The sequence below is a fragment of the Streptomyces oceani genome, from assembly GCF_001751245.1.
Taxonomy (GTDB): domain Bacteria; phylum Actinomycetota; class Actinomycetes; order Streptomycetales; family Streptomycetaceae; genus Streptomyces; species Streptomyces oceani.
On sequence record NZ_LJGU01000118.1, the window covers coordinates 51,436 to 78,082 of the forward strand.

General features: G+C 71.8%; 20 protein-coding genes and 5 pseudogenes. 11 read left to right on the top strand and 14 right to left on the bottom strand.

Annotation, left to right across the window (positions count from 1 at the left end):
* Positions 1-691 precede the first annotated feature (691 nt).
* On the top strand, positions 692-2,098 hold the full coding sequence (locus AN216_RS10905) for an outer membrane protein assembly factor BamB family protein (RefSeq protein WP_107401960.1): 1,407 nt from the start codon (positions 692-694) through the stop codon (positions 2,096-2,098).
* 144 nt (positions 2,099-2,242) lie between these two features.
* A complete protein-coding gene (locus AN216_RS29170; protein WP_070196457.1) occupies positions 2,243-3,274 on the top strand; it encodes a YihY/virulence factor BrkB family protein in 1,032 nt (343 codons plus the stop codon).
* Between the two features lie 147 nt (positions 3,275-3,421).
* On the opposite strand, the pseudogene AN216_RS29680 reads toward AN216_RS29170, so the two are convergent.
* Together AN216_RS29680 and AN216_RS31265 are read right to left on the bottom strand one after the other, a co-directional pair.
* Positions 3,422-3,802, bottom strand: a pseudogene (locus AN216_RS29680) (YhjD/YihY/BrkB family envelope integrity protein); the annotation flags it as partial.
* Positions 3,803-3,893: 91 nt separating this feature from the next.
* A pseudogene (locus AN216_RS31265) lies at positions 3,894-5,198 on the bottom strand (D-alanyl-D-alanine carboxypeptidase family protein); the annotation flags it as partial.
* 179 nt (positions 5,199-5,377) lie between these two features.
* Here AN216_RS31265 and AN216_RS10920 point away from each other — a divergent pair.
* Both AN216_RS10920 and AN216_RS10925 read left to right on the top strand, forming a co-directional pair.
* Positions 5,378-5,644: pseudogene (locus tag AN216_RS10920) on the top strand (SCO4848 family membrane protein); the annotation flags it as partial.
* A gap of 531 nt (positions 5,645-6,175) precedes the next feature.
* Positions 6,176-7,498: a metallophosphoesterase gene (locus tag AN216_RS10925; RefSeq protein WP_070196459.1), complete on the top strand. Its 1,323-nt coding sequence runs from the start codon at positions 6,176-6,178 to the stop codon at positions 7,496-7,498.
* A gap of 76 nt (positions 7,499-7,574) precedes the next feature.
* Here the strand turns inward: AN216_RS10925 and AN216_RS10930 are convergent, their stop codons facing one another.
* From AN216_RS10930 to AN216_RS28155, 5 genes and pseudogenes are all read right to left on the bottom strand, one after another.
* The gene (locus tag AN216_RS10930; protein ID WP_070196460.1) at positions 7,575-9,002 is read right to left on the bottom strand and encodes a GntP family permease; all 1,428 of its coding nucleotides are present in this window, start codon (positions 9,000-9,002) and stop codon (positions 7,575-7,577) included.
* Between the two features lie 493 nt (positions 9,003-9,495).
* Complete coding sequence (locus AN216_RS31030) at positions 9,496-10,269, bottom strand: PucR family transcriptional regulator (protein WP_420855713.1); 774 nt, start codon at positions 10,267-10,269, stop codon at positions 9,496-9,498.
* Positions 10,243-10,586 (bottom strand): annotated as a pseudogene (locus AN216_RS30675) (sugar diacid recognition domain-containing protein); the annotation flags it as partial. The pseudogene AN216_RS30675 and the gene AN216_RS31030, both read right to left, overlap by 27 nt.
* Before the next feature lie 105 nt (positions 10,587-10,691).
* Positions 10,692-11,729 (bottom strand): NAD(P)-dependent alcohol dehydrogenase, encoded by a 1,038-nt coding sequence (locus AN216_RS10940; RefSeq protein WP_070196462.1) that lies wholly within the window; start codon positions 11,727-11,729, stop codon positions 10,692-10,694.
* A gap of 2 nt (positions 11,730-11,731) precedes the next feature.
* Positions 11,732-12,214, bottom strand: coding sequence for a MerR family transcriptional regulator (locus AN216_RS28155; RefSeq protein ID WP_070196463.1), 483 nt, complete (start codon positions 12,212-12,214; stop codon positions 11,732-11,734).
* A 192-nt stretch (positions 12,215-12,406) separates the two neighbouring features.
* Here AN216_RS28155 and AN216_RS10950 point away from each other — a divergent pair, with 192 nt between their 5' ends.
* Positions 12,407-13,834, top strand: a complete 1,428-nt coding sequence (locus AN216_RS10950) for a serine/threonine-protein kinase (RefSeq protein WP_070196464.1) — start codon at positions 12,407-12,409, stop codon at positions 13,832-13,834.
* Between the two features lie 24 nt (positions 13,835-13,858).
* Here AN216_RS10950 and AN216_RS30150 read toward each other — a convergent pair whose 3' ends face one another.
* Positions 13,859-14,227, bottom strand: coding sequence for a DoxX family protein (locus AN216_RS30150; protein WP_070196465.1), 369 nt, complete (start codon positions 14,225-14,227; stop codon positions 13,859-13,861).
* Positions 14,228-14,374: 147 nt separating this feature from the next.
* Between AN216_RS30150 and AN216_RS10960 the strand changes: the two genes are divergently transcribed.
* Positions 14,375-15,223, top strand: coding sequence for a sigma-70 family RNA polymerase sigma factor (locus AN216_RS10960; protein ID WP_107401962.1), 849 nt, complete (start codon positions 14,375-14,377; stop codon positions 15,221-15,223).
* 214 nt (positions 15,224-15,437) lie between these two features.
* Here the strand turns inward: AN216_RS10960 and AN216_RS30155 are convergent.
* Positions 15,438-15,791: pseudogene (locus tag AN216_RS30155) on the bottom strand (MBL fold metallo-hydrolase); the annotation flags it as partial.
* Between the two features lie 212 nt (positions 15,792-16,003).
* Between AN216_RS30155 and AN216_RS10970 the strand changes: the two are divergent.
* Positions 16,004-16,390, top strand: coding sequence for an ATP-binding protein (locus AN216_RS10970; RefSeq protein ID WP_079166480.1), 387 nt, complete (start codon positions 16,004-16,006; stop codon positions 16,388-16,390).
* Positions 16,391-16,505: 115 nt separating this feature from the next.
* On the opposite strand, the gene AN216_RS10975 is transcribed toward AN216_RS10970, so the two are convergent.
* The 5 genes from AN216_RS10975 to AN216_RS10995 all read right to left on the bottom strand — a co-directional run bounded on the left by AN216_RS10975 (position 16,506) and on the right by AN216_RS10995 (position 20,764).
* Positions 16,506-17,270 (bottom strand): succinate dehydrogenase iron-sulfur subunit, encoded by a 765-nt coding sequence (locus tag AN216_RS10975; protein WP_070196466.1) that lies wholly within the window; start codon positions 17,268-17,270, stop codon positions 16,506-16,508.
* Positions 17,270-19,024 (bottom strand): succinate dehydrogenase flavoprotein subunit, encoded by a 1,755-nt coding sequence (gene sdhA / locus AN216_RS10980; RefSeq protein ID WP_070196467.1) that lies wholly within the window; start codon positions 19,022-19,024, stop codon positions 17,270-17,272. Before sdhA ends, AN216_RS10975 begins: the two co-directional genes overlap by 1 nt.
* A 29-nt stretch (positions 19,025-19,053) precedes the next feature.
* Positions 19,054-19,518, bottom strand: a complete 465-nt coding sequence (locus tag AN216_RS10985) for a succinate dehydrogenase hydrophobic membrane anchor subunit (RefSeq protein WP_070196468.1) — start codon at positions 19,516-19,518, stop codon at positions 19,054-19,056.
* A gap of 5 nt (positions 19,519-19,523) precedes the next feature.
* Positions 19,524-19,904: a succinate dehydrogenase, cytochrome b556 subunit gene (gene sdhC, locus AN216_RS10990; protein ID WP_070196483.1), complete on the bottom strand. Its 381-nt coding sequence runs from the start codon at positions 19,902-19,904 to the stop codon at positions 19,524-19,526.
* Between the two features lie 299 nt (positions 19,905-20,203).
* Positions 20,204-20,764, bottom strand: a complete 561-nt coding sequence (locus AN216_RS10995) for a 2-oxo-4-hydroxy-4-carboxy-5-ureidoimidazoline decarboxylase (protein ID WP_070196469.1) — start codon at positions 20,762-20,764, stop codon at positions 20,204-20,206.
* A 405-nt stretch (positions 20,765-21,169) separates the two neighbouring features.
* On the opposite strand from AN216_RS10995, the gene AN216_RS11000 reads away from it, so the two are divergent.
* The 4 genes from AN216_RS11000 to AN216_RS11015 all read left to right on the top strand — a co-directional run.
* Positions 21,170-22,756, top strand: a complete 1,587-nt coding sequence (locus tag AN216_RS11000) for a beta-N-acetylhexosaminidase (protein ID WP_070196470.1) — start codon at positions 21,170-21,172, stop codon at positions 22,754-22,756.
* Between the two features lie 484 nt (positions 22,757-23,240).
* A complete protein-coding gene (locus AN216_RS11005; protein WP_070196471.1) occupies positions 23,241-23,930 on the top strand; it encodes an RNA polymerase sigma factor in 690 nt (229 codons plus the stop codon).
* The gene (locus AN216_RS11010; protein ID WP_070196472.1) at positions 23,930-25,183 is read left to right on the top strand and encodes a hypothetical protein; all 1,254 of its coding nucleotides are present in this window, start codon (positions 23,930-23,932) and stop codon (positions 25,181-25,183) included. Before AN216_RS11005 ends, AN216_RS11010 begins: the two co-directional genes overlap by 1 nt.
* A gap of 730 nt (positions 25,184-25,913) precedes the next feature.
* On the top strand, positions 25,914-26,647 hold a 734-nt coding region (locus AN216_RS11015), incomplete at its 3' end, for an amidase family protein (RefSeq protein ID WP_244502415.1).

Here is a 26,647-nt window from a genome sequence, read left to right on the forward strand (position 1 = left end):
GGCGGTGCCCGTCTGAGGGCGGTGGCCGGGCGACCTCGTCGGTCTATGTACCTCCCTAACGTTCGACTCGTGCCCACCCGGGTCCGGGCACGCTCGCGAGCGGACGACCCGGAGTCGCTCGCACTGGTGTTCAGGCGCGGCGTCGCTGGTCATCGCGGTGATGGTGGCCTCGCGGCCCGGGACCTGCGCTGTCGGCTCCCTCGCCCGCGCTGGTCGGCCCGAACTGCCGCGTGGTGAAACGAGGTTGAAATCGGGGTAAGCGCCAGGAAGGATCCTCGGCCCGAAGGAGCGGCGTGGCTTCCGACCCGGCACGCACGGGCCCGGGCGCCATGCCGTCCCGACCCCCCATCCATGGCCGAGGCCCGTTCCGGCGTGCCTCGTCAGCGGGTCCCGGGGCCGTACGGCAGCCGAGACCGAACCACGGCGTGGTTCGACGGCTCACGCGGGTCGTTGGCGTCAGTCACCACCCCTGCTTCGCGGCGGTTCCCGTACCCGCCTCAAGGAGTACGTGATGTCGCAGCCGCCGATGCCGCCCAACCCCGGTCAGCCGCCCCACGCTTCCGGCCCGCCGTCCTGGCAGCCCCCCTCCGTGCCGCCGGGTCAGCCGCCGGTACCGCCGGGCCAGCCGCCCGTGCCGCCGGCGCAGGCGCCGCACACGGGTCCACCACCGTCGGGTGGCCCGCCGCCGGGCATGCCGTACTACCCCGGTGGCCCGCCCGGCCCCGGCGGGCCACACGTGCCCGGCCCGCCGCCGAAGTCCCGGCGTGGCGTGGTCGTTTCCGTCGTTCTCGCGGTGCTGCTGGTGGCTGGCGGCGGGATCTGGTTCGTCGCCGGCGGGGACGGCGGCGGGAACGACGAAGCCGGTGGCGGGGCGGCCGAGGCGGAGGTGGTGCACAAGGTGCCGATGCCGAAGGTCGACGACGAGACCGGTGCCATGGGGATGTGGACCACGGACAGGAGTTTCGTCAAGACGGGCGTCCAGGAGATCGTCGGCTATCCGCTGGCCGGCGGCAAGCCACGGTGGAAGGTGCCGCTCTCCGGCAACGTGTGCTGGTCCTCGTCGTACGTGACCGAGCAGGGTCACGTCGCGGTCCTCTTCGAGAACGCCGAGGCCGCCGACCCCGAGTGCACCGAGGTCGGCCTGGTCGACGTGGAGAAGGGCGAACTGCTCTGGCAGAAGCGCGCGACGGACTCCTGGGGCGACCCCATGGACTTCGACGAGGTGGCCATGGGCGGCGGCACCGTGGCCGCGGGCGGCACCTCGGGTGGCGTGGCCTGGTCGAACGACGGCCAGCAGCTGTGGAAGCCGGGTGACGACGACACCTGCAGCGACAACGGCTACGCCGGCAGCGACCAGAAGCTGGTCGTCGTACGGGAGTGCGGCGACACCGACCCGCCGAAGCTGAGCGTGGCGACGCTGGACCCGGCGACGGGCGCCGACAAGTCCACCTACCAGCTGCCCCCCGGCCCCGAGTACGCCCACGTTGCCGCGACGGACCCGCTGGTGGTGGGGGTGGACACCGGGGACGCCGAACCGGGCACGGGCGTCACGGACTTCCTGACCCTGGACGACAGCGCCGCGAAGGGCAAGCTGGTCAGCAAGATCGACATCCTCAGGGACGCGTACGAACCCAGCTGCGACGCGGTGGCCGTCGCCGGCTGCACCGAACTCGCCGTCGACAGGCGGACCCAGACCCTCTATCTGGGCTCCGACAAGACCCCCGACGACCAGACCGACATCGGCAACGAGATCGTCGCCTTCGACCTGACGTCGGGGAAGAAGACCGGCCGGAGCGAGCTTGAGGAAGGGGTCGCGCTGGTGCCGATCGGCCTCGACAAGGGCGGCTCGGTGCTCGCGTACCAGGAAGCCACGACCGGCGAGGGCGGCGGAGTCTGGCGGATCGATCCCGAGTCCTTCGAGAAGGAGCGACTGCTGCGACACCCGGCCGAGAGCACCGAACTGGAGCAGAGCTTCGACCTGGACCGACGAATGCTCTACGCCGACGGCCGGCTGTACCTGGGCGACGGAAAGGCCCGCCGACTCTCCGCGGACGTGTCCGCGGACCGTCCGCTGGCGCTCGTCTTCGGCAAGGGCTGAGCGCTTCCCACCCGGTCTCCCGGGGGACGGACGGGCGCGGGGTGGCGACGAGCGAACGCCCGCGCACCTCGCGCCCTCACCCCTTCGGGGGTCGATCGTCAACCGCCTGGTGATCGTTCGGGTCAGCGCGGGTAGGCGCACACGATGGACTGGCTCACCAAGCTGCCCGTGATCGGACCCGTCGCCGCCTGGTTCTTCCGCACCCGGGTGTGGCGGGTGTACGAACACCTGGAGGCACACAAGTGGCAGCGGCTCACCGCCGCCATCACCTTCACCAGCTTCCTGGCGCTCTTCCCCATGATCGTCGTGGGCATCGCCGCCGGGGCGGCGTTCCTGTCCCGGTCACAGGTCAAGGACTTCGAGAAGACGCTCGCCGACCAGGTGCCCGGCATCTCCGGCCAGCTCGACATCCAGCAACTCGCCGACCACGCGGGTGCGATCGGGCTGACCGCGGGCGCCCTGCTGCTGTTCACCGGTGTCGGATGGGTCGGCACGCTGCGGGAGTGCCTGCGGGCGGTCTGGGACCTCGAGGAGGACCCGGGCAACCCCGTGCTCCTCAAGCTGAAGGACCTCGGGGCACTGATCGGGCTCGGCGCCGCTGCCCTGGTCTCGGTGGCCGGCTCGGCCTTCGCGCTCGCCGTCGTCGGCTGGCTGGCCGACCGGATGGGCCTGGACGAGGGCGGCGTCGGCCGCTGGCTGCTGCGCCTGGCCGGCTACGCGGTGGCCATCGGCGCCGACTTCCTGCTGCTCTGGTACGTGCTGCGGTGGCTGCCCCGGGTGCGTCCGGAGCGTGACCTGATGGTGGCGGCGTGCCTGATCGGCGCAGTCGGCTTCGAGCTGCTGAAGCTGCTGCTGGGCGGCTACCTCCAGGGTGTCGCCGCCAAGAACACCTACGGCGCCTTCGGGACGCCCATCGCGTTGCTGCTGTGGATCAGCTTCATGGCCAGGCTGCTGCTCTACTGCGCGGGGTGGACGGCGACCGAGCGGGTCAGTCCGGACGCGGCGAGCCCTGACTCGGACCAGCGGGGGAGTCCGGACCAGACTTCGGAGTCTTCGGGTCCTGCGGCTTCGGGTCCTGCGTCCGCGCACCAGGACTCGTCCCGGGAGTCTCCCCGCCCGAAGCCGGAGCAGCGCCCCGATCCGCCGCGGAGTCGTCCGGACGATCCGCCGCGGTGACCGTCCCGGTGGCGGCTGACCCGGCGCCCGCGCCCGTACGAGTGCCCGCGCTGGCGCCCGCGCCCGTACGAGTGCCCGCGCTGGCGCCCGCGCCCGTACCGCCGTCCACCCCGCGCAGTAGAGCAGCAGCCTGGCCATGAAGCTGATCCACAGCAGCAACGCGATGGGCGTCCCGAAGGCGCCGTAGGTGTTCTTGGCGGCGACACCCTGGAGGTAGCCGCCCAGCAGCAGCTTCAGCAGCTCGAAGCCGACTGCGCCGATCAGGCACGCCGCCACCATCAGGTCACGCTCCGGACGCACCCGGGGCAGCCACCGCAGCACGTACCAGAGCAGCAGGAAGTCGGCGCCGATGGCCACCGCGTAGCCGGCCAGGCGCAGCAGCCAGCGGCCGACGCCGCCCTCGTCCAGGCCCATCCGGTCGGCCAGCCAGCCGACGACGGCGAGCGCGAAGGCCGAGCCGGCCACCGAGACCAGGGCAGCGGCGCCGAGCCCGATCAGTGCCCCGAGGTCCTTCAGCTTGAGGAGCACGGGGTTGCCCGGGTCCTCCTCGAGGTCCCAGACCGNTACGAGTGCCCGCGCTGGCGCCCGCGCCCGTACCGCCGAGCGTGCCGGTCGCCGGCTGCCGTCCCCGCAGCTCCGGGAGGGGCCAGCGGCGGTGTACGGCGAAGCCCCCGAGCGCCAGCACCGCCAACACTCCGGCCGTCACCGCCAGCGCCACGCCCATGCCACCGGCGTCGCCACCCGAGGCGCCGGTGAGAGCGGCGTCATCGCCCTCCTGGCCCTCGGTCTTCCCGCCGTCCTCGGCGTTCTTCCCGTTGCCGCCGGCCTCGCCGGGACCGCCCTGGGGCGAGCCCTGTCCCGGCGGCACCAGTTGGCCCACCGGCCGTACCGCGCCGGCCGCCTTGAAGCCCCAGTCGAAGAGCTTGGCGGTCTCCTCGTAGATGTTCAGGCTGCCGCCACCGCCCTTCGGATGCATCACGGTGACCAGCAGCACCCGGCCGTCCCGCTCGGCGACCCCGGTGAACGTGTTGCCGGCGTCGGAGGTGTAGCCGTTCTTCACGCCGGCGATGCCCGGGTACGGGTCGAGCCCGTAGTCGCCGGTGAGCAGCCGGTTGGTGTTCTGGATCTCGTAGTACTCGCGCTTCTGCCCGCCCTTGTCGCCGCCCTTCTCCCCGGCCTTCGCGTCGCCCTTCTCGTCCGCCTTATCGCCCTTCTTCACCTTGCCGGGGAACTTCGCCCGCGCCGTGCTGGCGTAGTCCCGGAAGTCCTTCTTCTGTAGCCCCGAGCGCGCGAACAGCGACAGGTCGTACGCCGAGGACACCTGCCCCTCGCGGTCGTAGCCATCCGGCGACACGACGTGGGTGTCCAGTGCCCGCAGCCGCTCGGCGTGCGCGTTCATCTCCTGGACGGTCTTGTCCACTCCGCCGTTCATCGCGGCGAGCACGTGCACCGCGTCGTTGCCCGAGCGCAGGAAGACACCGCGCCACAGATCCTCGACGGAGTACGTCAGTCCCTCCTTCACGCCGACCAGGCTGCTGCCCTCGCCCATGCCCTCCAGGTCGGAGCGTTTGACGAGGTGCTCGCGTTCCTTCGGCAGCTTCGGCAGCACCGTGTCGGCGAACAGCATCTTCAGCGTGCTCGCCGGCGCGAGCTTCCAGTGGGCGTTGTGCGCGGCCAGCACCTTCCCGGACTCGGCGTCGGAGACGATCCAGGACCTTCCGGTGAGCTTCTCCGGCAGCTCCGGAGCGTCCGCGCCCGGCCGCGGGTCCACCTGAGTGCCGGGCTCGCCGAGTTGCTTACCACCGATCGTGGACATGTCCGCCGGGGGTTTCGGCGCGGGCTTGTCGTCCTCGGCGTGATGGGCCGGAGCGGCGGCGGCTGACGGGCCGAAAGCCGCGAGCGTACCGATCGGACACAGCGTCAGAAACGTGGCGGTCGCAGCCGCGAGGAACGGGGCACGGCGCGGGCGGCGTACGGCAGATGGGGTCACGAACACCCGACGAACGTACAGGCACAAGCGGCTGATGTGGACCGTGCGGAGCCACCGACCGACACAGTAGCCCCCACCGGTGATCGGATTCGGCCGATAGCCATACTTAACCCATGCGCCAGACCGCCGGGGAGCGACAGATCCCGAAACCCAGAACGCTGAGCCGCCGCGTGTCGTGGTTCCTCCTCGCCTTCGGCATCTGGTCGTGGTTCCTGTGGATCACTTTCGTGAAGAATCTATGGAAGGACAGCAGCGGTCTCGCCTTCGATGACGCCGGCGATCCGACCGGCTACTTCTGGGTCCATCTGCTGCTCGCCCTCACCTCCTTCCTGCTGGGTACCGCGATCGGCGTGCTCGGCTGGCGCGGGCTCCGGGCGCTGGGGGACCTGCCCGGGCAGCGTGGCGGGACCAGCGGAGCCGGCGGGGCCGGCGCGGAGCCGGACGACTCCACGGAGGACCTGACCGCGACCGGCCCCCGGAGCGAGGACGGCCCCCGGGCCGTCGGCGTGGAGACGACCCGATGACGGTGGTCCTGGGCGTGCTCGTGGCGCTGGCCGTGCTGTCCCTGGTGGCCGGCGCGCACTGGTACGTGTGGCGGCGTCTCGTACGCGACGTGTCCGCGCCGCGCGGCTTGGGGCGGCGGCTCGGCACCGTGCTGGTGGTGGCGTTGCCGCTGGTCTCCTTCGCCTCGTTCGTCACGGGCCAGGGCGATGCCCCGTTCCTGCTGAAGCGGCTGTTGGCCTGGCCGGGCTACATGTGGCTGGCGCTGCTGCTGTACCTCGTGCTCGCGCTGCTGCTGAGCGAACTCGTACGGCCCCTGCTGCGCCGGGTGCTGGCGCGCCGGGCGGCCGGGGTTCCGTCGCCGACGGTGGAGCCGGAGGGCGCGGCGGCGGAACCGGCCGAGCCGGCGACTGCTGTACCGTACATCCGCCGNGCGTCTCGTACGCGACGTGTCCGCGCCGCGCGGCTTGGGGCGGCGGCTCGGCACCGTGCTGGTGGTGGCGTTGCCGCTGGTCTCCTTCGCCTCGTTCGTCACGGGCCAGGGCGATGCCCCGTTCCTGCTGAAGCGGCTGTTGGCCTGGCCGGGCTACATGTGGCTGGCGCTGCTGCTGTACCTCGTGCTCGCGCTGCTGCTGAGCGAACTCGTACGGCCCCTGCTGCGCCGGGTGCTGGCGCGCCGGGCGGCCGGGGTTCCGTCGCCGACGGTGGAGCCGGAGGGCGCGGCGGCGGAACCGGCCGAGCCGGCGACCGTGGGGGCGACCTGGCAGCGCGACGGGCGTACGGGAGCGGGGGCGGGATCGTCCGCGCGGGACGCCGCGCCGTCGGACTCCGCCGAAGCCACGGACTCCACCGAAGCCAGGGACTCCACCGAAGCCACGGAGGGCTCGGGCACCCCGGACGCCGCCGCCCCGGGACGCCGGCTGTTCGTCGCCCGTACCCTCGCCGTGGGCGCCACCACGGTCGCCGCCGCGACGGTGGGCGCGGGCGCGTACGGCGTGCTGAACGGACCGTCGGTGAAGCGGGTCACCGTCCCGCTGGGCAAGCTGCCCAGGCAGGGGCACGGCTACCGGATCGCCGTCGTCAGCGACATTCACCTCGGCCCGATCCTGGGTCGTGCGCACGCCCAGCGGGTGGTCGACACGATCAACGGGACGCAGCCCGACATGGTGGCTATCGTCGGTGACCTCGTGGACGGCAGCGTCGACGAACTCGGTTCCGCCGCCGAACCGCTCGGCCGACTGCGTTCGCGGCACGGCTCGTACTTCGTCACGGGCAATCACGAGTACTTCGGCGACGCCTCGGAATGGCTGGATCACGTCCGTGAGTTGGGCATCCAGCCGTTGGAGAACGCCCGGCGGGAGCTGCCGCACTTCGATCTGGCCGGCGTCAACGACGTGGCCGGTGAGGAGGAGGGCCAGGGGCCGGACTTCGAGAAGGCGCTCGGGGACCGGGACACCTCCCGCGCCTCGGTGCTGTTGGCCCACCAGCCGGTGCAGATCCACGACGCGGTGGACCACGACGTCAGCCTCCAGCTCTCCGGCCACACCCACGGCGGCCAGCTCTGGCCGGGCAACCTCATCGCCGGCATGGCCAACCCGACGCTGGCCGGGCTGGAGCGGTACGGCGACACCCAGCTCTACGTCAGCCGCGGCGCCGGCACCTTCGGGCCGCCGGTCCGGGTCGGCGCGGAGTCGGACATCACGGTGGTCACGCTGGCGTCCAAGCAGACCTGAGGCGCCCTCCGTACGGCACGCGGGCGCACCTCGTCCCGGACCGCGGGTCGGTCCGGGACGACAGGCGTAGGAGGAGTCAAAGCAGCACGACTCCGAGGGCCAGGACGGTGGCCAGGGCGGTGAGTCCCTGCACCAGTGTGGCCGCCGTGTGTGCCCGGTACGCGGTCTGGACGTCCATCCCGGAGAACTGCGAGACCACCCAGAAGTACGAGTCGTTGACATGGCTCACCACCATGGCGCCGGCACCGATGGCGAGCACGGCCATCACCTGACCGATGGGGATCGAGCCGAGCGTCCCGTCCAGCCCCAGCGCGGGGAGCAGTGGCTGGGCGAGGGTGGAGGTGATGATGAGCGCGGCGGTGCTGCTGCCCTGCGCGGTCTTGAGCAGGGCGGCGAGCCCGAACAACACCAGCAGCGCCAGTGGACCGCCCAGCGTCGAGCCGTCCCCGATGAGGGAGGCGATGTAGTCGGCGATTGGGGTGCCCTTGATGAGGGCGCCGAACGCGCCGCCCGCGCCGGTGATGACGAGGATCGGTGCCGCGTCCACCAGTCCCTCGGCCACCCATGTGGTGAGCACGGTCGCGTCCCGCCGGGGCGGCAGCAGCACCAGCGCCAGGATGACGCCGATCAGCAGCGCGTTCACGGGCGCGCCGAGGTCCGTGAGGAAGTCGCCGAGGTCGCCGCTGACCAGGGTGGAGTCACCGGAGGGGAAGGCGGCGACGGAGCCGGTGGCCATCAAGGCGATCGGTACGAGGATGGGCGCGAGCGCCCGGCCGAGGCCCGGCAGCCGTTCGAACCGCGTCTTGTACTCCTCGAACGACTCCTCAAGCTCCGGGAGTCCGCTCCTGAGGTGCTCGGTGCGGCGCAGCGCCCAGAGGAGCCCGGCCAGCGCGGCGACCAACGAGACGGGTATGCCGAAGAGGATGACCCACACCAGGCCCGCCGAACCGATGCCGACGTTGCCGGCGGCGGCGATCGGGCCGGGGGTGGGCGGCACGAAGGTGTGCGAGGCGTACAGGCCGGTGGCCAGCGCCGTGCCGAGCACGACCGGGTTCTTACCGGTCTTGCGGGCGATGGAGCGCTGCAGTGGCGAGAGGACGACGTATCCGGAGTCGCAGAAGACCGGGATGGAGACGGTCCAGCCCATCACTGACATGGCGAGGGCCGGATGCCGCTTGCCGATCACCTTGAGCACGGCTTCCGCGAGGGTGACGGCGGCGCCGGTGCGCTCCAGGACCTTGCCGATGATGGTCCCGAAGAGGATCACCAGTCCGATGCTGGCCAGGATCTCGCCGAAGCCCTGGGCGACGGTGCCGCCGAGATCCTCCACGAACGGCTTCTCGGAGCCGGTCGCGGCCCCGATGCCCATAGCGGCGAGACCGAAGCCGTACGAGGCGATGACGATGGCCAGGAAGGGATGCAACCGGAACCGGCCGCACAGGAGGATGATCAAACCTATGCTCGCCGCGAGCGCGGCGAGCAGTGACGGTCCTGCGGTGTTCAAAGGGACTCCTTGCGTACGGACTAGCTGTCCGTGGGGCGCGTCGCGGGTGCGGGCACGGGTACGGGACGGCGGCGGGCCGGGGGAGCGGCGGCTCTCCGGGGTCAGCCGAAGCGGGACCGCTTGGTGCGCCGGGCAGCGGTCATCGTCGCGTCCCCCACGCGGAAGCGGAACCCCCCGGGGCCAGGGACGGACCGGTGCCGCCCGGCGAGCCGCACGGGCGCCGCCCGCGAAGGCGCCCGCTGAAGCCCGTTCGGGATCGCCACGCATGCCGCCGAGGTGGACGCGCTACCCGGAAGGGAGCGGAGAGAAGCACGGCACGCATGGTGGAACAGGCCCTTCGGGATGGGGAGCGCGTCAGGTAGGCAGATGTGCCGTGGACGCACTCTAAGAACCGTCACACCGGGAAGACATTGGGCCGGTGGCCAAAGGTCACCGGCGGTTATCCGTCCGGCGTTGTGCGCCGTGCACAGGGTGCCGTGTGAGGTCGCGGGGATCAATCCGATCCGGAGAGTTCCCGCAGGTACAGCGCGACCTGTAGGACGACCGCGTCCTGGAAGGCGCGGGGGTCCCGATCGGTGAGGTCGGTCACCCGACTCAGCCGGTAGGCCAACGTGTTGCGGTGCACGTTCAACGCGGCAGCCGCGTCACTGACGCCGCGGTCGTGGTCGAAGTACACCCGCAGCGTGTGCCGCAGGTCGTCGGACAGGGGCCCGAGGACGCGTGCCGTGTCCGCCTGCCGCGTGTCGGGATCAAGTCGGGCGAGGAGCACCGGAAGCTTCAGGCCGGACAGTTGGACCTCGCCGAGCGGCCGGCGGTGGTACAGGGCGTAGCGGGCTCGTGTGGTCAGCGTGCGGAGCGCGTCGAAGTCCTCCGCAGTCCCCGCGTCCAGGAAGCCGACGGTGCGGTCGGCACGGCACAGGACCGTGAGCCGCTGCCGCATCGCGATCCCGGCCGAACCGCTCGCCAGGACCCACAGGAGGCCCCTGGTGTCGGCGGAGATCACCGTGGCGCCCTCGTCCGCGTCCAGCCAGCGGTACGGCTCCCGGGGGTTGTCCCGGAACCTGCTGCCGGGCCGTTGCCGTCCGCCGTCGACGACGAACAGGTGGAGCGGAGTCTCGACCCGGCAGCCCGCGAGCTGCCGACGCTGCCGCCAGCTCTCCCAGGTCAACTGTCCGCTCAGCAGGTCCTCGATGATCTGCTGGCGCACGCGGTGATGCCAGCCCGCCTCGTCGAGGTCCGCCCGCTGCATGGCCATCAGCTCGGCCATACGCGCGATCGCCTGGGCCATCTCGCCGATGTCCCGAGGCTCTCCGGTCACGCCGACGACGCCCACGACCTCGTCGCCGAGCCGCAGCGGCAGGTTGACCCCGGCTCGGGTCCCGCTCAGGTCGCGGGCCTCGTCGCTGGTGACGGCGAGGGGACGCCCCGTACGCAGCACGCTGAGCGCCCCTCGTGGAGGCTCCCGACGCGGGAACGGTCACAACTGGCCGTGATGACGCCGCGGTCGTCCATGAGGTTCACGCGAACGCCGAGCCGTGCGACGACATCATCCACGATGGCCTGGGCGGTGACGCCGTCAATCACGCGGTCAGCGTATCTCCGGCCGGGTGGGGGCTGCTGAGGTCCGATCGACCAGCCGCCGGTACGCGCTGCCGCCGTGACTCTCCCCAGCTTCCCAGGGGGCGGCGGTCAACCGTCCAGCTCGAGTACGAAGCGGTAGCGCACGTCGTTGCGCGCCAAGCGGGCGAGCCCGGTGTTGACCTGGTGGGCGGGCAGCACCTCGGTCTCGGCCGTGATGCCGTGCCGGACACAGAAGTCGAGCATCTCCTGGGTTTCGCCGGTGCCGCCGCTGCCCGCCCCGGCGAGGTTCTTCGCGCCGACGATCAGGCTCAGGGGGTCGACGCGCAGGTCCTGCTCGGGGATACCGACCAGGCACAGGGTTCCGTCGACCGCCAGCGCGGTCAGGTAGGGCTCAAGAGCGTGTGGCGCGCCCACGGTGTCGATGATCAGGTCACAGCGGCCCGCCTGTGCGGCCATCTCGCGCTCGTCAGAGGAGAGGACGACGTCGTCGGCGCCCAACCGGCGCGCTTCCGTGGACTTCGTGGCGGAGGTGGTGAACTGCACGGTCTCGGCGCCCATGGCGTGCGCGAGTTTGAGCGCGATGTGGCCCAGGCCGCCCATTCCGACGATGCCAACGGTTCTGCCGGGAGCGGCGCCCCAGCGGCGCAGCGGCACCCAGGTGGTGACGCCCGCGCACATCAGCGGGGCGGCGCCTGCCGGGTCCAGTCCGTCCGGCAGCGGATAGACGAAGCGTTCGTTGACGACGTGCTCCGAGGCGTAGCCGCCCTGGGTGCGTGCCCCGTCGACCGGGTCGGTGCTGCCGTAGGTGAGCGTGACGCCTCGCTCGCACCAGTTCTCCCGGCCGGCCATACACGGTGCGCACTTCCGGCAGGAGTCGATGATGTTGCCCACCGCCACCTGGTCGCCCACGGCGAACCGGGAGACCTCGGTGCCCACCGCGCTGACCTCGCCCACGATCTCGTGCCCGGGCACCAGCGGGTAGGCGGCGGGGGCACCGTGCCGGAGCGCGGACAGGTCGCTGGCGCACACTCCGCAGTATCGGATGCGTACCGCCACCTCTCGCGCCTGGGGTTCCCGTCGTTCGAACTCCCACCGCTCCAGGGCCGCTCCCGGGGCCTGGGCCGCCCAGCCGTTGACCTTGCGCATGCTCACTCCTCCGTCGTGTCTCCCGTGCCGCCCGCCTCGGAGTCGTCCGGGGACTTGGCGCGGCTTCCGTGCTCGGCGAGGTCGATCTCGTCCTCACAGTCCAGGCCACGCTCCGCCAGCTCCCGGTGGTGAGCGATCTTGTCCCGTACCACCGTCAGATCCCGCTGAAGCTGTGCGATGTGCCGTTCGATGGCCTCCGCGTGTTCCTCCAGCAGGGCCGCTCGCCGTCCGTGCCATTCCACTCCGGAGCCCATCCGTACGAAGGCCCGCACGTCCTGTACCGGCATACCGGTCCGGCGCAGGGCTTGTACGAGTCGCACGAAGCGGACCGCGGCGGGCGAGTAGCGGCGGCGACCGCCCGGTTCCCGTTCGACCAGGGGCAACAGCCCCTCACGCTCGTACCAGCGCAACGTGTCGATGCTCAGCCCGGTAAGCTCCGACACCTTCCGGATACCGACCGCGTCCACCCGCGAACTCCCAGCCATGTGGCAGACGCTAAGCGCTGGAGTCCACTCCAGCGCAACTCTGGAACACCAGCAGGATCTCGTACGGGCCTGGCAGCCCGGGCGGTAGCGGGCTCCCGGATACCTGGTGTGGAACGGCGCGTGCCGATGGCCGTACGGTGGCCGCCTATGCGCTTGCGGTAGGCGACGATTCAGGAGAGGGCACGGGTGCCAATGGGGGGTTCAGGCCAACTGGAGCCGGGGACGCGGATCGCCGGTGACCGGTACGAACTGTGTGAGCCGCTGGGCGAGGGCGGCATGGCGGAGGTCTTCCGCGCGTGGGACACCGCCCTGGGGCGCAGCGTGGCCGTGAAGTTCATGCGGCTGGGCGGGGAGGACGGCGCGGACGCGGAGCGACGGAAGCGCTTCCACCGGGAGGCACAGCACGCCGCACGCCTCGCTCACGCACGACTGGCTGCCATCCATGACGTCGGTGACCACGTCCTCGAGGACGGGGCGCGGATGCCGTATCTCGTCATGGAGTGGGTCCCGGGTCGTACGCTCGCCGAGACGCTGGCCGAGCGGGGCGGCGGTCTGCCGTGGGAGACCGCGTTGCGTCTCGTGGCGGAGGTCCTCGAAGCCCTGGAGTTCGTGCACGCCCAGGACCTCGTGCACCGGGACATCAAGCCGGCCAACGTGATGGTGACGGAACAGGGCGGCGTCAAGGTGATGGACTTCGGGATCGCCCGGGCCATCGCCCCGGACAACCAGCTGACCTCGCTGACCGGCACCGGCTTCGCCTCGCCCGGCACGCCGCACTACATGGCGCCCGAACAGGCCGAGGGCGGGCACCTGGACGGGCGTACCGACCTGTACGCGGTGGGGGTGCTGCTGTTCGAACTGCTCACCGGCAGCACGCCGTTCGAGGCGGACACCCCGCTGCAGCTGATGTACCAGCACGTGCACAAGGCACCCCCGACGCTCGCCGTGGCCGGAGCGAGCGTGCCGCTGGGGGTGGAGCGGGTGGTCGCCCGTGCCCTCTCGAAGCAGGCCGCGCAGCGTGCGCCGAGCGCGCGGGCGATGGCGGCGGAGATCGCGGCGGTCCGGCAGGAACAGCACACGCCGTCAGCGGGGCAGCCGCAGTACGCACCGACCGTCGACGCGCCCGAACGCGTCCCGGCCGGCGACGGGCACGCCCGCCCGCAGTGGTCCCCGCCGCGCCACCATCCCGGCCCCGGCCCGGCTTCGGGCGGGGGCGCCCCGCACGACCCGACGATGCTGCCGGGTCCCGCCGGTGGCGGCGCTCCTCGCGTGGGCGGCCACGCGGGCGGGCGTTCCGTGCCCCGGCCGGGCCCGCCCGGCGGAGCGAACACCCCCATGAGCGGGGCGGGGCAGGTGCAGCGGAACAAGGTGCTGCCTTCGCTGATCATCGTGCCCGTCGCGTTCCTGCAGGCCGTCCTGATCTTCGACATGCTGATGTTCCTGCCCGCCGCGCTTGCCTCTTACGGTGCCTGGCTGGCCGTCACGGGCGGCGTACGGACCGTCAGGACCGACACGGGCGCGGGTAGTCGGCTGTGGCAGCTTCTCGCGCTCGTGGCGACGCTCCTGAACGTCCTCATCGCCCTGGCCAGCCTCGTCAGCCTCGCCTACGCGGTGGGCTGAATGTGACGGGTCGGCACTGACGCCTCACCGCAGCGCCTGGAGGAAGTACGCGCCGCCGCAGAGCGCGAGCACCAGGTAGGTCAGCGGGAAGCCGATGTTGTGGAGTACCCGGGCTCGGACGTGCGCGCCGACGGCGCCGAGGAAGAACAGCACGAGGCCGGTGCCGGCGGCGAGCCCCAGCCCGGGGGCTCCGGCGAGCCCTGCCAACAACCCGGTCGCGCCAGCAGCCTTCAGCGCCCCGAGGTACGGGATCGCTGAGGGTGGGAGGCCCACCTCGGCTGAGTTGCGCAGCACGAAACCGGCCCGGCGGAAGTCAGCGGCCGCGATGAGCAGGTTGGCGGCGACGGACAGGAGGGTGGCGACGCCGAGCGCGTCGACGAGTCCGCCGCTCACCGCTGGAACCGCCGTAGGCGGACCGGTCCGGGGGCGGTGGTGCACCGTGCTCTCTGTATGCTCAAGACGTCGTCTCCTTGATGTGTGGACGTGGCTTGGTGGTGGGTCAGCCGTCCTGACGTCTCGTACACGCGAAAGGTGACACCGGTGGGAACGATCGACGAGTTCGAGGCGGCCCGCCCCCGGCTGCTGTCGCTGGCACATCGGATGCTGGGCTCGGTGCACGACGCGGAAGACGCCGTGCAGACAGCGTGGTTGCGGGCCCAGGCCGCGGGCGAGGACCGTATCGACAACCCGGCCGCCTGGTTGACCACGGTGACCACCCGGATCTGCCTGGACCAGCTACGCGTCCGGCAGCGACGTGGCGAGCTGCCGCTGTTCGCCGACGCGATCCCGGAGGCCCGAGTCGCCGCCGACGAGGACTTCCTCCGGCGGGACGAGGTGTCACGCGCGCTGCTGGTGCTCCTCGAGCAACTGACGCCGACACAGCGCGTTTCGTACGTGCTGCACGACCTGTTCAGCGTGCCGTTCGACCAGATCGCCGGCATCCTCGACACCACCCCGGCGAACGCGAAGAAGCTGGCCAGCAGGGCCCGGGCGCGCGTTCAACGGCCAGTGAGTCGTGGTGAGGCAACCGGCATTGACGCGCGGCACCAGGAGATCGTCGCGGCGTTCCTGGACGCCGCGCGCGGGGGAGACGTACGGCGGATGCTCGCTCTTCTGGCACCGGATTGCGTGCGCACCGCCGACCCCGTGCTCCTGCCCACCGGCGCGGCGGCGACGGTCGTCGGCGCGAACGCGGTGGCTGAGGAAACCCGCGCCTTCGCGCACCGCATCCGCGCCACCACGACGCTGCGACTCAACGGGCGAAGGGTGGACGTCATCGCGCCGGGCGGTCATCTTCTCGCCAGCGTCGAGGCCGTGGTGCGTGGTGACCGGATCGTGGGCCTCACCATCGCGCCGATCCGTGCGGGCGACGTGCTCACCGCGCTCTGAGGCCGCTGCCCTCCGTGATCGTGCGGGCCGGGACTCCCGCGGCCCCGGGACGTCACCGGGGGGCGCGGCAGGTGGCGGGCGAGGTGGCCCGACTTCGTGGTGGCGAGCAGCGCCCGCAGTGTGGCGGGGTCGGTGGTGAGGAGTCGTGTGGGGTTCTCGCTTTCGCGCGGGACGATGTGCGTGGGTGATGGCCTCGTAGTCCTTGACCGCTGGTTCAGGCCGGGGGGACGGGGCGCAGCTGGTGAGTGTTGGCCTGGGTGATGATTCGGCCGGCTGTGGGCGGGGGGAAGTGGGTGCCGAGGAGGAGGGTGTCCGTGTTGGCGAGGGAGGCGAGGAGCGCGCGGCGGGTGGCCTGGGACTGGCGTGGGTCGATGTCCACACAGGCACCGATATCGGGGTGGGCGAGCTGGACGGGGTGGTGAATGCTGTCGCCGGTGATCAGTGCTGTTTCACCCTGGCTGCTGAGTTCGACGGAGATGTGGCCGGGGGTGTGGCCAGGGGTGGGGAGTAGGCGCAGGCCGGGAGCGATCTGTGTGCCCTCGGCCGGGATGTCGGCCGTATCGAGGCCGGTGACCGGACCCACCCAGGACGGGGCAGACGGCCCTGCCAGCTCAAAGGCCGCGAGAGTCTCGGGCCGCCGACGATCATCGAGCGTCGCGTCAGCATGCTGAAGCAGTGTGGTGCCGTTGGTGGTGAGGAGCCGTGCGGGGTTCTCGCTCCCGCGCGGGGCGATGCCCGCGGGCGATATGGCGGCGATTCATCGTGCGGTCCGCACCGAGCATGCCGGCCGCCTCGTGGATGGAGACCCCGGCGTGCTCGCGGCTCACGGCGCACGAGCTGTACGAACTGGTCGAGCGGGCTGGGCTGTTGACCTCCGAGCTGGCCACCAACTCCGTGTGCCACACCAAGGGTCCGGCGGCCGTACGCCTCCACTGGCGGCATCACGCGCTCCGGGTAAGCATGTGGGACCCGTGCCCGACGCTCCCCGCGCCGGTCCGTGCCGTACGGGACGACGAGCCGACCGGCCGGGGTCTGTTGCTGCTCGACGTGCTCGCCGACCGGTGGGGCGGCTGCGCGATCGGGGAGGGGCCGTGGGCGCCGGGCGGCAAGACCCTGTGGTTCGAGCTGTCCCTCGGCGGTGGTACGCCGCCGGTGCTGGCGGCCTGAGCCGTGCGCGTACACACGGCGTCCGTAACCGGCACGACGAGACCCGGGCCACGACGCGATGGCGTACGTGCCCGGGTCCGTGTGCCGTAAGGCGCGGAGAGCCGCACCGGCGGCCTCAGAAGCGGCGGGTGATCAGCGCCCGCTTGACCTCCTGGATCGCCTTGGTGACCTCGATGCCGCGCGGGCAGGCCTCCGTACAGTTGAAGACCGTACGGCAGCGCCACACGCCATCCTTGTCGTTCAGGATCTCCAGCCGCTGCTCGCCCGCCTCGTCCCGGCTGTCGAAGATGAAGCGGTGCGCGTTGACGATCGCCGCCGGGCCGAAGTACTGCCCGTCGTTCCAGAACACCGGGCAGGACGAGGTGCACGCGGCGCACAGGATGCACTTGGTGGTGTCGTCGAACCGCTCACGATCCTCCGCGGACTGCAGCCGCTCGCGGGTCGGCTCGTTGCCGCTGGTGACCAGGAACGGCATCACGTCCCGGTACGCCTGGAAGAACGGCTCCATGTCGACCACCAGGTCCTTGAGGAGCGTGAGCCCCTTTATGGCCTCGACGGTGATCGGCTGGTCCGGGTTGAGGTCCTTGATCAGGGTCTTGCAGGCCAGCCGGTTACGGCCGTTGATCCGCATGGCGTCCGAGCCACAGATGCCGTGCGCGCAGGAGCGGCGGAAGGTCAGCGTTCCGTCGATCTCCCACTTGATCTGGTGCAGGGCGTCCAGCACCCGTTCCTTGGGGTCGATCTCGAGCTGGAAGTCCTCCCAGCTCGCCTCCTCCGAGACCTCCGGGTTGAACCGGCGGATCCGGAAGGTCGCCGTGATCAGGTGCGAGGCGGGCTGCTTCGCCTCGGCCTCGGCCTTGTCCATTACCGCGCTGCTCATCAGTACTTACGCTCCATCGGCTGGTAGCGGGTCTGTACGACCGGCTTGTAGTCCAGCCGGATCGACTCGGTGCCGTCGTCGCCCACCTCGCGGAACGCCATCGTGTGGCGCATGAAGTTGACGTCGTCCCGGTCCGGGAAGTCCTCCCGGTAGTGGCCCCCGCGGGACTCCTTGCGGGCGAGCGCGGAGACCGCCGTCACCTCGGCCAGGTCCAGCAGGTTGCCCAGCTCCAGGGCCTCCAGCAGGTCGGTGTTGAACCGCTTGCCCTTGTCCTGGACGCTGATGTTCTTGTAGCGCTTGCGCAGGTCACCGATCTGCTCGACGGCCTCCTTCAGCGTCTGCTCGCTGCGGAAGACCATGACGTTCTTGTCCATGGTCTGCTGCAGGGCACGCCGGATGTCCACCACCCGTTCGGTGCCGGTGGCGTCCCGCAGGTTCTCCACCTCGTCCTCGACGAACCTGGTCGGGTCCTCCGGCAGCTCGACGAACTCCGCGCCGCCCGCGTACTCGGCGGCGGCGATGCCCGCGCGTCGGCCGAAGACGTTGATGTCCAGCAGCGAGTTGGTGCCCAGCCGGTTCGCGCCGTGCACGGAGACGCAGGCGACCTCGCCGGCGGCGTACAGGCCCGGCACCGGGGTGGTGTTGTCCGACAGCACCTCGCCCTCGACGTTGGTGGGGATGCCGCCCATGGCGTAGTGCGCGGTCGGCTGGATCGGGATCGGGTCGGTGTACGGCTCGATGCCCAGGTACGTCCGCGCGAACTCGGTGATGTCCGGCAGCTTCGCGTCCAACTGCTCCGGCGGCAGGTGCGTCAGGTCCAGGAAGACGTGGTCCTTGTCGGCGCCGCAGCCACGGCCCTCCCGGATCTCGGTGTAGATCGCGCGGGAGACCACGTCCCGGGAGGCGAGGTCCTTCATCACGGGGGCGTACGTCTCCATGAAACGCTCGCCGTCCCTGTTCCGCAGGATGCCGCCCTCGCCCCGAGCGCCCTCGGTGAGCAGGATGCCCATCTTCCAGATGCCGGTCGGGTGGAACTGGAAGAACTCCATGTCCTCCAGCGGCAGCCCGCGCCGCAGCGCGGCGGCCTGGCCGTCCCCGGTGAGCGTGTGGGCGTTCGAGCTGACCTTGAAGAACTTGCCGTTCCCGCCCGAGGCGAACACGACCGACTTGGCGCGGAACACCTGGATCTCGCCGGACGCGAGGTCGTACGCCACCACGCCGGCGGTCCTGCGTACCCCGTCCTTCTCGGTGAGCAGCAGGTCCAGGACGTAGAACTCGTTGTAGAACTCCACGCCCTGCTTGACGCAGTTCTGGTACAGCGTCTGGAGGATCATGTGGCCGGTGCGGTCCGCCGCGTAGCAGGAGCGGCGTACGGGAGCCTCACCGTGGTTGCGGCTGTGACCGCCGAACCGGCGCTGGTCGATGGTGCCGTCCGGGGTGCGGTTGAACGGCAGGCCCATCTTCTCCAGGTCGAGTACGGAGTCGATGGCCTCCTTCGCCAGGATCTCGGCGGCGTCCTGGTCGACCAGGTAGTCGCCGCCCTTGATGGTGTCGAAGGTGTGCCACTCCCAGTTGTCCTCCTCGACGTTCGCGAGGGCGGCGGCCATGCCGCCCTGCGCGGCGCCGGTGTGGGAGCGCGTCGGATACAGCTTCGTCAGCACCGCCGTACGGCTGTTCTTGCTGGACTCGATGGCGGCCCGCATGCCGGCGCCACCCGCGCCGACGATGATGGTGTCGTACTTGTGGATCTTCATGCAGTTACCTCAGACCTCAGCCCGGTGCTCTAGCGGATGTTCGGGTCGAAGGTGAAGATCACCAGCGTGCCCAGCAGGATGGTGAACACCGTGGCGGTGTACAGCAGCGCCTTCAACCAGAGGCGGGTGCTGTCCCGCTCGGCGTAGTCGTTGATGATCGTGCGCAGTCCGTTGGCGCCGTGCAGCATGCCCAGCCACAGCATGATCAGGTCCCAGGTCTGCCAGAACGGCGAGGCCCAGCGACCGGCGACGAAGGCGAAGCCGATCTTCGACACGCCGCCGTCCAGCACCAGCTGGATCAGTAGGTGCCCGATCACCAGGACCACCAGCACGATCCCGGACAGCCGCATGAAGAGCCAGCCGTACAGCTCGAAGTTGGTGCGGGTGGTCTTCGGGGTCCGGGAGGTGCGGGCCCGTGGCGGTTCGATCACCGGCGCGGGGTTGTCCGGTCCGTACGGGGCGGACGAGCCGGTCGTCTCGATATCAGTGGCCATGTCGATCAGCTCCCGAACAGCTCGCGCAGGGTGTGCTGGAGGACGGGGTAGAAGGCACCGGCCATCAGGACGGCCCAGATGCCCATGACCGTCCACAGCATCTGCTTCTGGTACTTCGCGCCCTTGGACCAGAAGTCCACGGCGATGACTCGCAGGCCGTTCAGCGCGTGGAAGAGCACGGCGGCCACGAGGCCGTACTCCATCAGGTTGACCAGCGGCGTCTTGTAGATCGCCACGGTGTCGTCGTACGCCTCGGGCGACACGCGCACCAGCGCGGTGTCCAGGACGTGCACGAACAGGAAGAAGAAGATGAGGACGCCGGTGACTCGGTGAGCCACCCAGGACCACATACCTTCCCGGCCGCGATACAGCGTTCCAGCCGGCACGGAAACACCCTCCGGGAGCGGGGACAGGGGGCCGGCCGCCTCTTCGGTCGAGCCCGGCCGGTGTACGGTCCACCGGCCGGAAGCCATCGTAGCGACGGCCTATCCCGGATTTCGTCCTGGGGGTTCAGGTGTGATCAATCAGGCACGGACGGACTAGGTGTGTCCGGCGTGTCCGCCGCGTGCGGTGTCGGCGTACGGGGGGACGGGCGGAACGCTCCCTGCCGGCCACTCGGCGGCCGGCGGCTGGCCCGCCGCTGCTCCGCTGCTCCGCTGCTCCGCGCCAGGGTGCTCAGGGGCGCTCAGTGGTGCCGAACCCGCGCCGGGTCGGGAACCTGCGGGCCCAGCAGCCGGGTCAGCCGGCTGAGGGTGAGGAGGCGTAACTCCTCGGCGACGACCGCGTGCTCCTGCTCCGGATCGTGGCCGAGCCGGCGGTGCAGCGCGACCAGGGCCCGGTCCAGCCGCTCCGCCGGCCGCACGTCGTCCAGGCAGATCACGAAGGTGTGCCCGAACCGGGCCTCGTAGGCCGCGTGTGCGGCCCGCAGCGCGGTGTGCGCCGCGAGCGCGCCCGGGCCCTCGGTGGCCGGGTGCTGCGGGGACTCCTGGGCCAGCGCTTCCTGCAGGTCGGCCCGGGTCATGTCGTAGCCCGCCTCCTCGGCGGCGGCGAGGAGCGCGGCGGTGTCCGGATACGGACGGTGCTCGGCGACCCGGTGGGCCCAGCGGGTGCTGCCGCAGCACGTACGCAGCGTGTTCTCCGCCTCCACGGGCGAGGCGGAGTTGAGCTGGCGCAGCGGACTGGGTGGCCCGGCATGGCGTGCCGGACCGCCGGCGGCTCCGGTGCAGTGCGGGCGGTGCGGACGCATGAACTCCTCGGGGTCGTACGGTCAGGACGTCGCGGTCCCCGGCGCCGGTCGATCCCGCCGCCCCGCACGTCGAACGCCCGGGAGCGTCGCGCCGGTCGGTCGGCAGGGGCTCGGCAGGGGCTCGGCAGGGGGTCGAAAGGGGACGTGCGACGTGCCCGGGGATCGTTTGCCGACGCCACATTAGTCCAGTTGTGCGCGCTCTCCCGACGCTTGCGCGATATTCACCTGAAAGTGTCGTACGCGGATCGCCTGAGTCCGGTCCGTACTCAAGAGTCCGGAGGCCAGTGCGCCAGAGCCCCGCTGGCCTGGCGCGTGACCGTCCGGACGGGAGAAGCTGACGGTTCGTCCGGCGGTCGTCCCGCACGGCGGCCGGAGCGGCCACCGAAAGCTCCCTAACGTACGGACATGGCATCTATGCGGACGAAAATCCTCGCGGTCTGCGCGGCCCTCGTCGCCGTCACGGTCGTGGTGCTCGCGGTACTGGCGCTCACCGGTGGTGACGACGAGGACCACCCGGCCTCGGACGCCACCTCGCCGCCCGCCGCCACCACGAAAGGCCCGAAGCGGATCGGGCCGGCGCCCCGCACCGTGCCCGCCGTACGCGACTGGCAGGCGACCCGCGGGCCGGGTTGGAAGCCCGCCGAGGACAGCCGGGTGGTGGCCGACCCGGACGGGCCGCTCGCCGACGAGGCCCGGCTGCTCGCCCGTGAGCTGGACCTGGACTACTCCGAGGGGCCGGCCGAGGTCTCGGACGTGGAGCTGCGGCACACGCCCGACGCGGACATCCCGAGGGAGGGCTACATCCTCTCCAGCAAGGGCGGACAGGTGCGGATCACCGGTTCCTCGGACGCCGGCGTCTTCTACGGCACCCGCACCCTGCTCCAGTCCGTACGGGACCGGGGCGGAATGGCCGACGGAGTCGTACGCGACCAGCCGGACCGGAAGCAGCGCGGCTTCATGCTGGACATCGCGCGCAAGTACTACAGCGTGGAGTGGATCAAGGACCGCATCCGGGAGATGGGCGACCTCAAGCTGAACCAGCTGCAACTGCACCTGTCGGACGACCAGGCATTCCGCGTCGAGAGCGACTCGCATCCGGAGGTCGTCTCCGACCCGCACCTGAGCAAGAAGCAGGTGCGGGAGATCGTACGGCTGGCCAAGTCCCGGCACATCACGGTGATCCCGGAGATCGACTCGCCCGGCCACCTGGGCGCGGTCCTGGAGGCGCATCCGGACCTGCGGTTGCGGGACCGGTCCGGGCAACCGGTGCCGGGAGCGGTGGACATCGCCGACCCGAAGGCGGCGAGGATCATCGACGAGCTGCTGAACGAGTACGCCGACCTGTTCCCCGGCGAGTACTGGCACCTGGGCGGTGACGAGTACGCCGCCCTGACCTTCGAGGACCCGGAGACGGAGTTCCCGGGGTTGGCGCGGGCGGCCCGGGAGCGGCACGGCGCGGACGCGGGGGTGCAGGACCTGGCGACGTCCTGGCTGAACGACCGCGCCGAGGTGGTGCGTGAGCACGGCAGGACCCCGCAGGTCTGGAACGACGGGATGCACGCGGACGGCACCGTGCGACCCAGCGAGCCGCGTCAGGTGACGTACTGGACCGGCAAGGAGATCGGCGCCCGGGAGCCGGAGGAGTACCTGGACCGCGGCTGGGACCTGATCAACATGAACGACGAGTACCTCTACTACGTGCTGGGCGAGCCCAACGAGTTCACCTACCCGACCGGGCGGCGCATCTACGAGGAGTGGACCCCCGCGGTTTTGCGTGGCACCGATCCGGTGCCGGCGGGGAAGGCCGGGCCGGAGCGGGTGCTGGGCGGTCGGTTCGCGGTGTGGGGCGATCTCCCGGAGGCACAGACCCAGGAGCAGGTGGCCGAGGGGATTCGGCTGCCGCTGAGCGCCACCGCGCAGAAGCTCTGGGACCCGCGGAAGCCCGAGCTGAGCTGGTCGGAGTTCTCCGCGCTCGCGGGCCGGGTGGACTGAGCCGGGCGGAGACCGGAAGGCCCGGCGGGCCGGCCGGAAATGGAAGACGGCCGAGGTCGCCACCCCCCACAGGAGAGACCTCGGCCGTCCTCGCATACGGACGCACCAACCAGCAGCAGGCCCGCACTTGTCTCAGCGTCGGGGGTGCGATTCGTGTTACGCCGCTCGCACCGGGCCCCGCACCGGGCCCCGCACCGGGCCCCGCGCGGCGGCTCCCCGGCGACCGTCCTCGCTGCCACAACGATGGACGGGAACACAAGGTTGCCCGTACCGTTTTAGCCCGGTCGAGACGCTGTTTCCACGCTCTGGGGCGCAGCGCGCGCGGATGTGTGACACTCCCGTCCGGGATGTCATGAGCAACGTGCCCCGCCAGGGGCTTACAGGGCAGGCGCCCCAGGTCGGCGCCACAGGGCAGGGGCGCCCGGCCAGGGGTGCCGACGGAAGCGACGCGGCACCGGTCGCGGAGTGGGGCGAGGACACGGGCGTGCAGGGGGATGACGCGGAGCTGACCGCTGCGGTGCGTGCGGCACAGGACGGCGACGAGTGCGCTTTCCGTACCGTCTACCGCACGGTCCATCCACGGCTTCTGGGCTACGTACGCACGCTGGTCCCGGACGCGGACGCCGAGGACGTCACCTCGGAGGCGTGGCTACAGATCGCCCGGGACCTGAACCGCTTCCACGGCGACGCGGACCGGTTCCGCGGTTGGGCGGCGCGGATCGCCCGGAACCGCGCGCTGGACCACATCCGGATGCGGGGGCGGCGCCCCGTCGCCGCCGAGGACGACAGCGAACTGGTCACGCTGGCCGGCGGTGCCGACACCGCGGACGAGGCCATGGAGGCGTTGGGCACCGGCCGGACGATGCGGGCGATAGCGAAGCTGCCGCTGGATCAGGCGGAGGCCGTGGTGCTGCGGGTGGTGCTCGGGTTGGACGCCAAGAGCGCCGCGCAGGTGCTCGGCAAGCGCCCCGGTGCGGTACGCACGGCCGCGCACCGTGGCCTGCGGAAACTGGCCGAGATCCTGGACGACGGCGACGGGGACGGCGCCGAGGCCGGACCGGCTCCGGGACCCGGCGGCGCGGGGGACGCCGTGCTCCCCGGGCAGCAGGCCCCGCAGCGGGACGGCCCACGCGGTGTGACGCACAACGCCGCGCGAACGCTGAGGGAAACGTGATGTCCGAGGACCGGTATGAGTGGCTGGATGAGGAAACCGCGGAGCGTATGCTGCGCGGTCTGTCAGCCGACGACACGGCCGCGGACGTGCGCGGTGCGGGAGCCGACCGGCTGATGGCGGCGCTCGGCGGGCTGTCCGCTGAGCCGGCCGCCGGCCTGTCCGGGGCGCCGCTCGCCCGTGGCGAGGAGGTGCCCGGTGAGGCCGCCGCGCTGGAGGCGTACCGGTTGGCACGCGGTGGCGTGTCGCGGTCCGGCGCCGTGGCGGCGAGTGGCCCGGCGCGCACGGGCGGACGCGGCTTCCTGCGGGGGCTGCCCAGTCTGGCTGGGCGACCGCTACGGGCCGGGGTCGCGATGACGGTGGCCGGCTTCGCGCTGGGCGGGGTCGCGGTGGCGGCGGGCAGCGGCGTGCTGCCGACGCCCTTCGGTACCGGCGGTGGTGGCCCGGCGAAGCCGGCGGTCAGCGTGTCGCCCCAGGCCAGTCCGGGCGGGCCCACCGACGGGGAGCGGCGCGACGCGGGCGGCCCGCACGCGAGCGACAAGGACGAGAAGCGCGACGGTCGCTCCAAGTCGGCCGACCCCGAGCACAGTGGTGCGGACGGGGACGGGCGGGGGAGCGGCGAGGGCTCCGAGCACCGGGACGGCCGGCAGGGTGGCGGCGAAAGCCCCTCGTACGGCGCGGACTCCGAGGCGATCATCGTCGCGCTGTGCAAGGCGTACACCGGCGGCAAGCTGGCGGCGGACGACCGGCGGACCCTGGAGCGGGTGGCGGGCGGCGCCGGGGCGGTGCGGGCGTACTGCGCCTCGACACTCGGGCAGGATCCGGAGGGCGGCGACACCAGCGGCGGCTCCTCGGGCGGGTCGGGCGATTCGACCGGCGGCTCCGGAGGTGGTTCCGACGGCGGCTCGGAGGGCGGCGACGGGGACTCGGGCGGTACGCCCGGTGGACCGGGCGGCGGCTCGGACGGTGGTCCTGGCGGCGGCTCGGACGGTGGCCCGGACGGTCCGGGCGGCGGCTCCGACGGCGGCTCGGAGGGTGGCGACTCGGAGGGTGGCGGCTCCGACGGTGGCTCGGAGGGCGGTGACGGTGATGACGGCGGTGACGGCGGCACCGCCGCTCCCGGCGGAGGCGCCGGAGGCACCGCCGAGGGTGGCGACGGTGGCGGGGAGGAACCGCCGGCCCAGCCGGGCGACACGAGTAGCGGCGACTCCGTGGGCGCGGGCGAGGCGACGGACGGGACGGCCACCGGAAGCTGACGCTCCGGCCGAGCCGGTCCGTCGGGGTGCTCGGCGGTGCCGCGCCGAGTGCGCGGTGACCTCGGGTACCCGGGCGGTCGCGCCTGGCCCCGGCTGATCCCGCGAGGCCGGCTGTCGGTCGGGCGCGGGCCGAGCCCGGTGCGGATTCGGGCCCGTTGCCGGCAGCCGCAGCCGTAAGCCCTCCCCGGCAGGCTCGACCCTGCCCCACACCGGTGCCCCGACTGAAGCCCAACTGGGCCCGTCAGCCCAGCTGTTCGCCGTGCTCCCCGGTTCTCCCGACGCCCTCTGCGCCCGGGCTGAGCTGCTCCGGTGGGACCGTACGAAGAAAGGAGGAGCGCCGGTGTGACACTTTCTCGGCCGGCGACGCAGTACGAGATGAGCCGACTGGTCATCGGCGGCGCGGCACACCAGAGGTTCCCCCCGTACCTCCGGTTACGCGCACACGGCGCGGGCGGGGCACGTTCCCCCGGCCCCGTCCGCGCCGCCTCGGGGGTTGTAAGGCGCCGTTGCTGGGAGACTGCGGGGGGTAGTTTCCCGCAGCGGCGCACCCCACCTCCAGGCCCGAACTCCCGCGCTCATGACGTCGGTTCCGTGTCAGTTCAGCGGTCTGGGAAGCGCCGGCGCACGACTCGCCGCCCGCCCCGGAGCATTGTGAGCCCGCGCCGAATGGCCCACCATGGCCGTAACTTACTGGCCAGTATGGGCCGCCTCGGCCCGGCAGGGGGTACGCATGTCGACCGCACCCGAACCGGGCACACGACCGCTTGGGATCGTCGCGCAGGCGCGGGCGCTCGCCGCCGGCGAGGTCAGCGCGCGCGATCTCACCGAGCGGACACTCGCCGCCATCGACGCCGCCCAGCCGAGGCTCAACGCCTTCCGCAGGATCACCCACGAGGCCGCGCTGACCGCCGCCGACACGGCGGATCGGCGGCTGGCCCAGGGGGAGCGGCTGCCGCTGCTCGGGGTGCCGGTCGCGATCAAGGACGACACCGACCTGGCCGGCGAGCCCACCGCGTTCGGCTGCCCGGGCGACTTCCCGGTGAAGCAGTCGGACGCCGAGTCCGTACGCCGGCTGCGCGCCGCCGGAGCGGTCGTCCTGGGGAAGACCAACACCCCGGAGCTGGGCCAGTGGCCGTTCACCGAGGGGCCCGCGTTCGGGCGGACCCGTAACCCCTGGGCTCCCGAGCACACCCCGGGTGGCTCCTCGGGCGGCTCGGCGGTGGCCGTCGCGGCCGGGCTGGTGGGCGGCGCGCTGGGCTCGGACGGTGCCGGTTCGATCCGTATCCCCTCCGCCTGGAGTCATCTCGTCGGCATCAAACCGCAGCGTGGACGGATCTCCACCTGGCCGGACCCGGAGGCGTTCCAGGGAATCACGGTGCACGGCGCCCTGGCCCGTACGGTCGCGGACGCCGCGCTGCTGCTGACCGCGGCGAGCGGCAGCGCGCCGGGCGACCTGCACCGGCC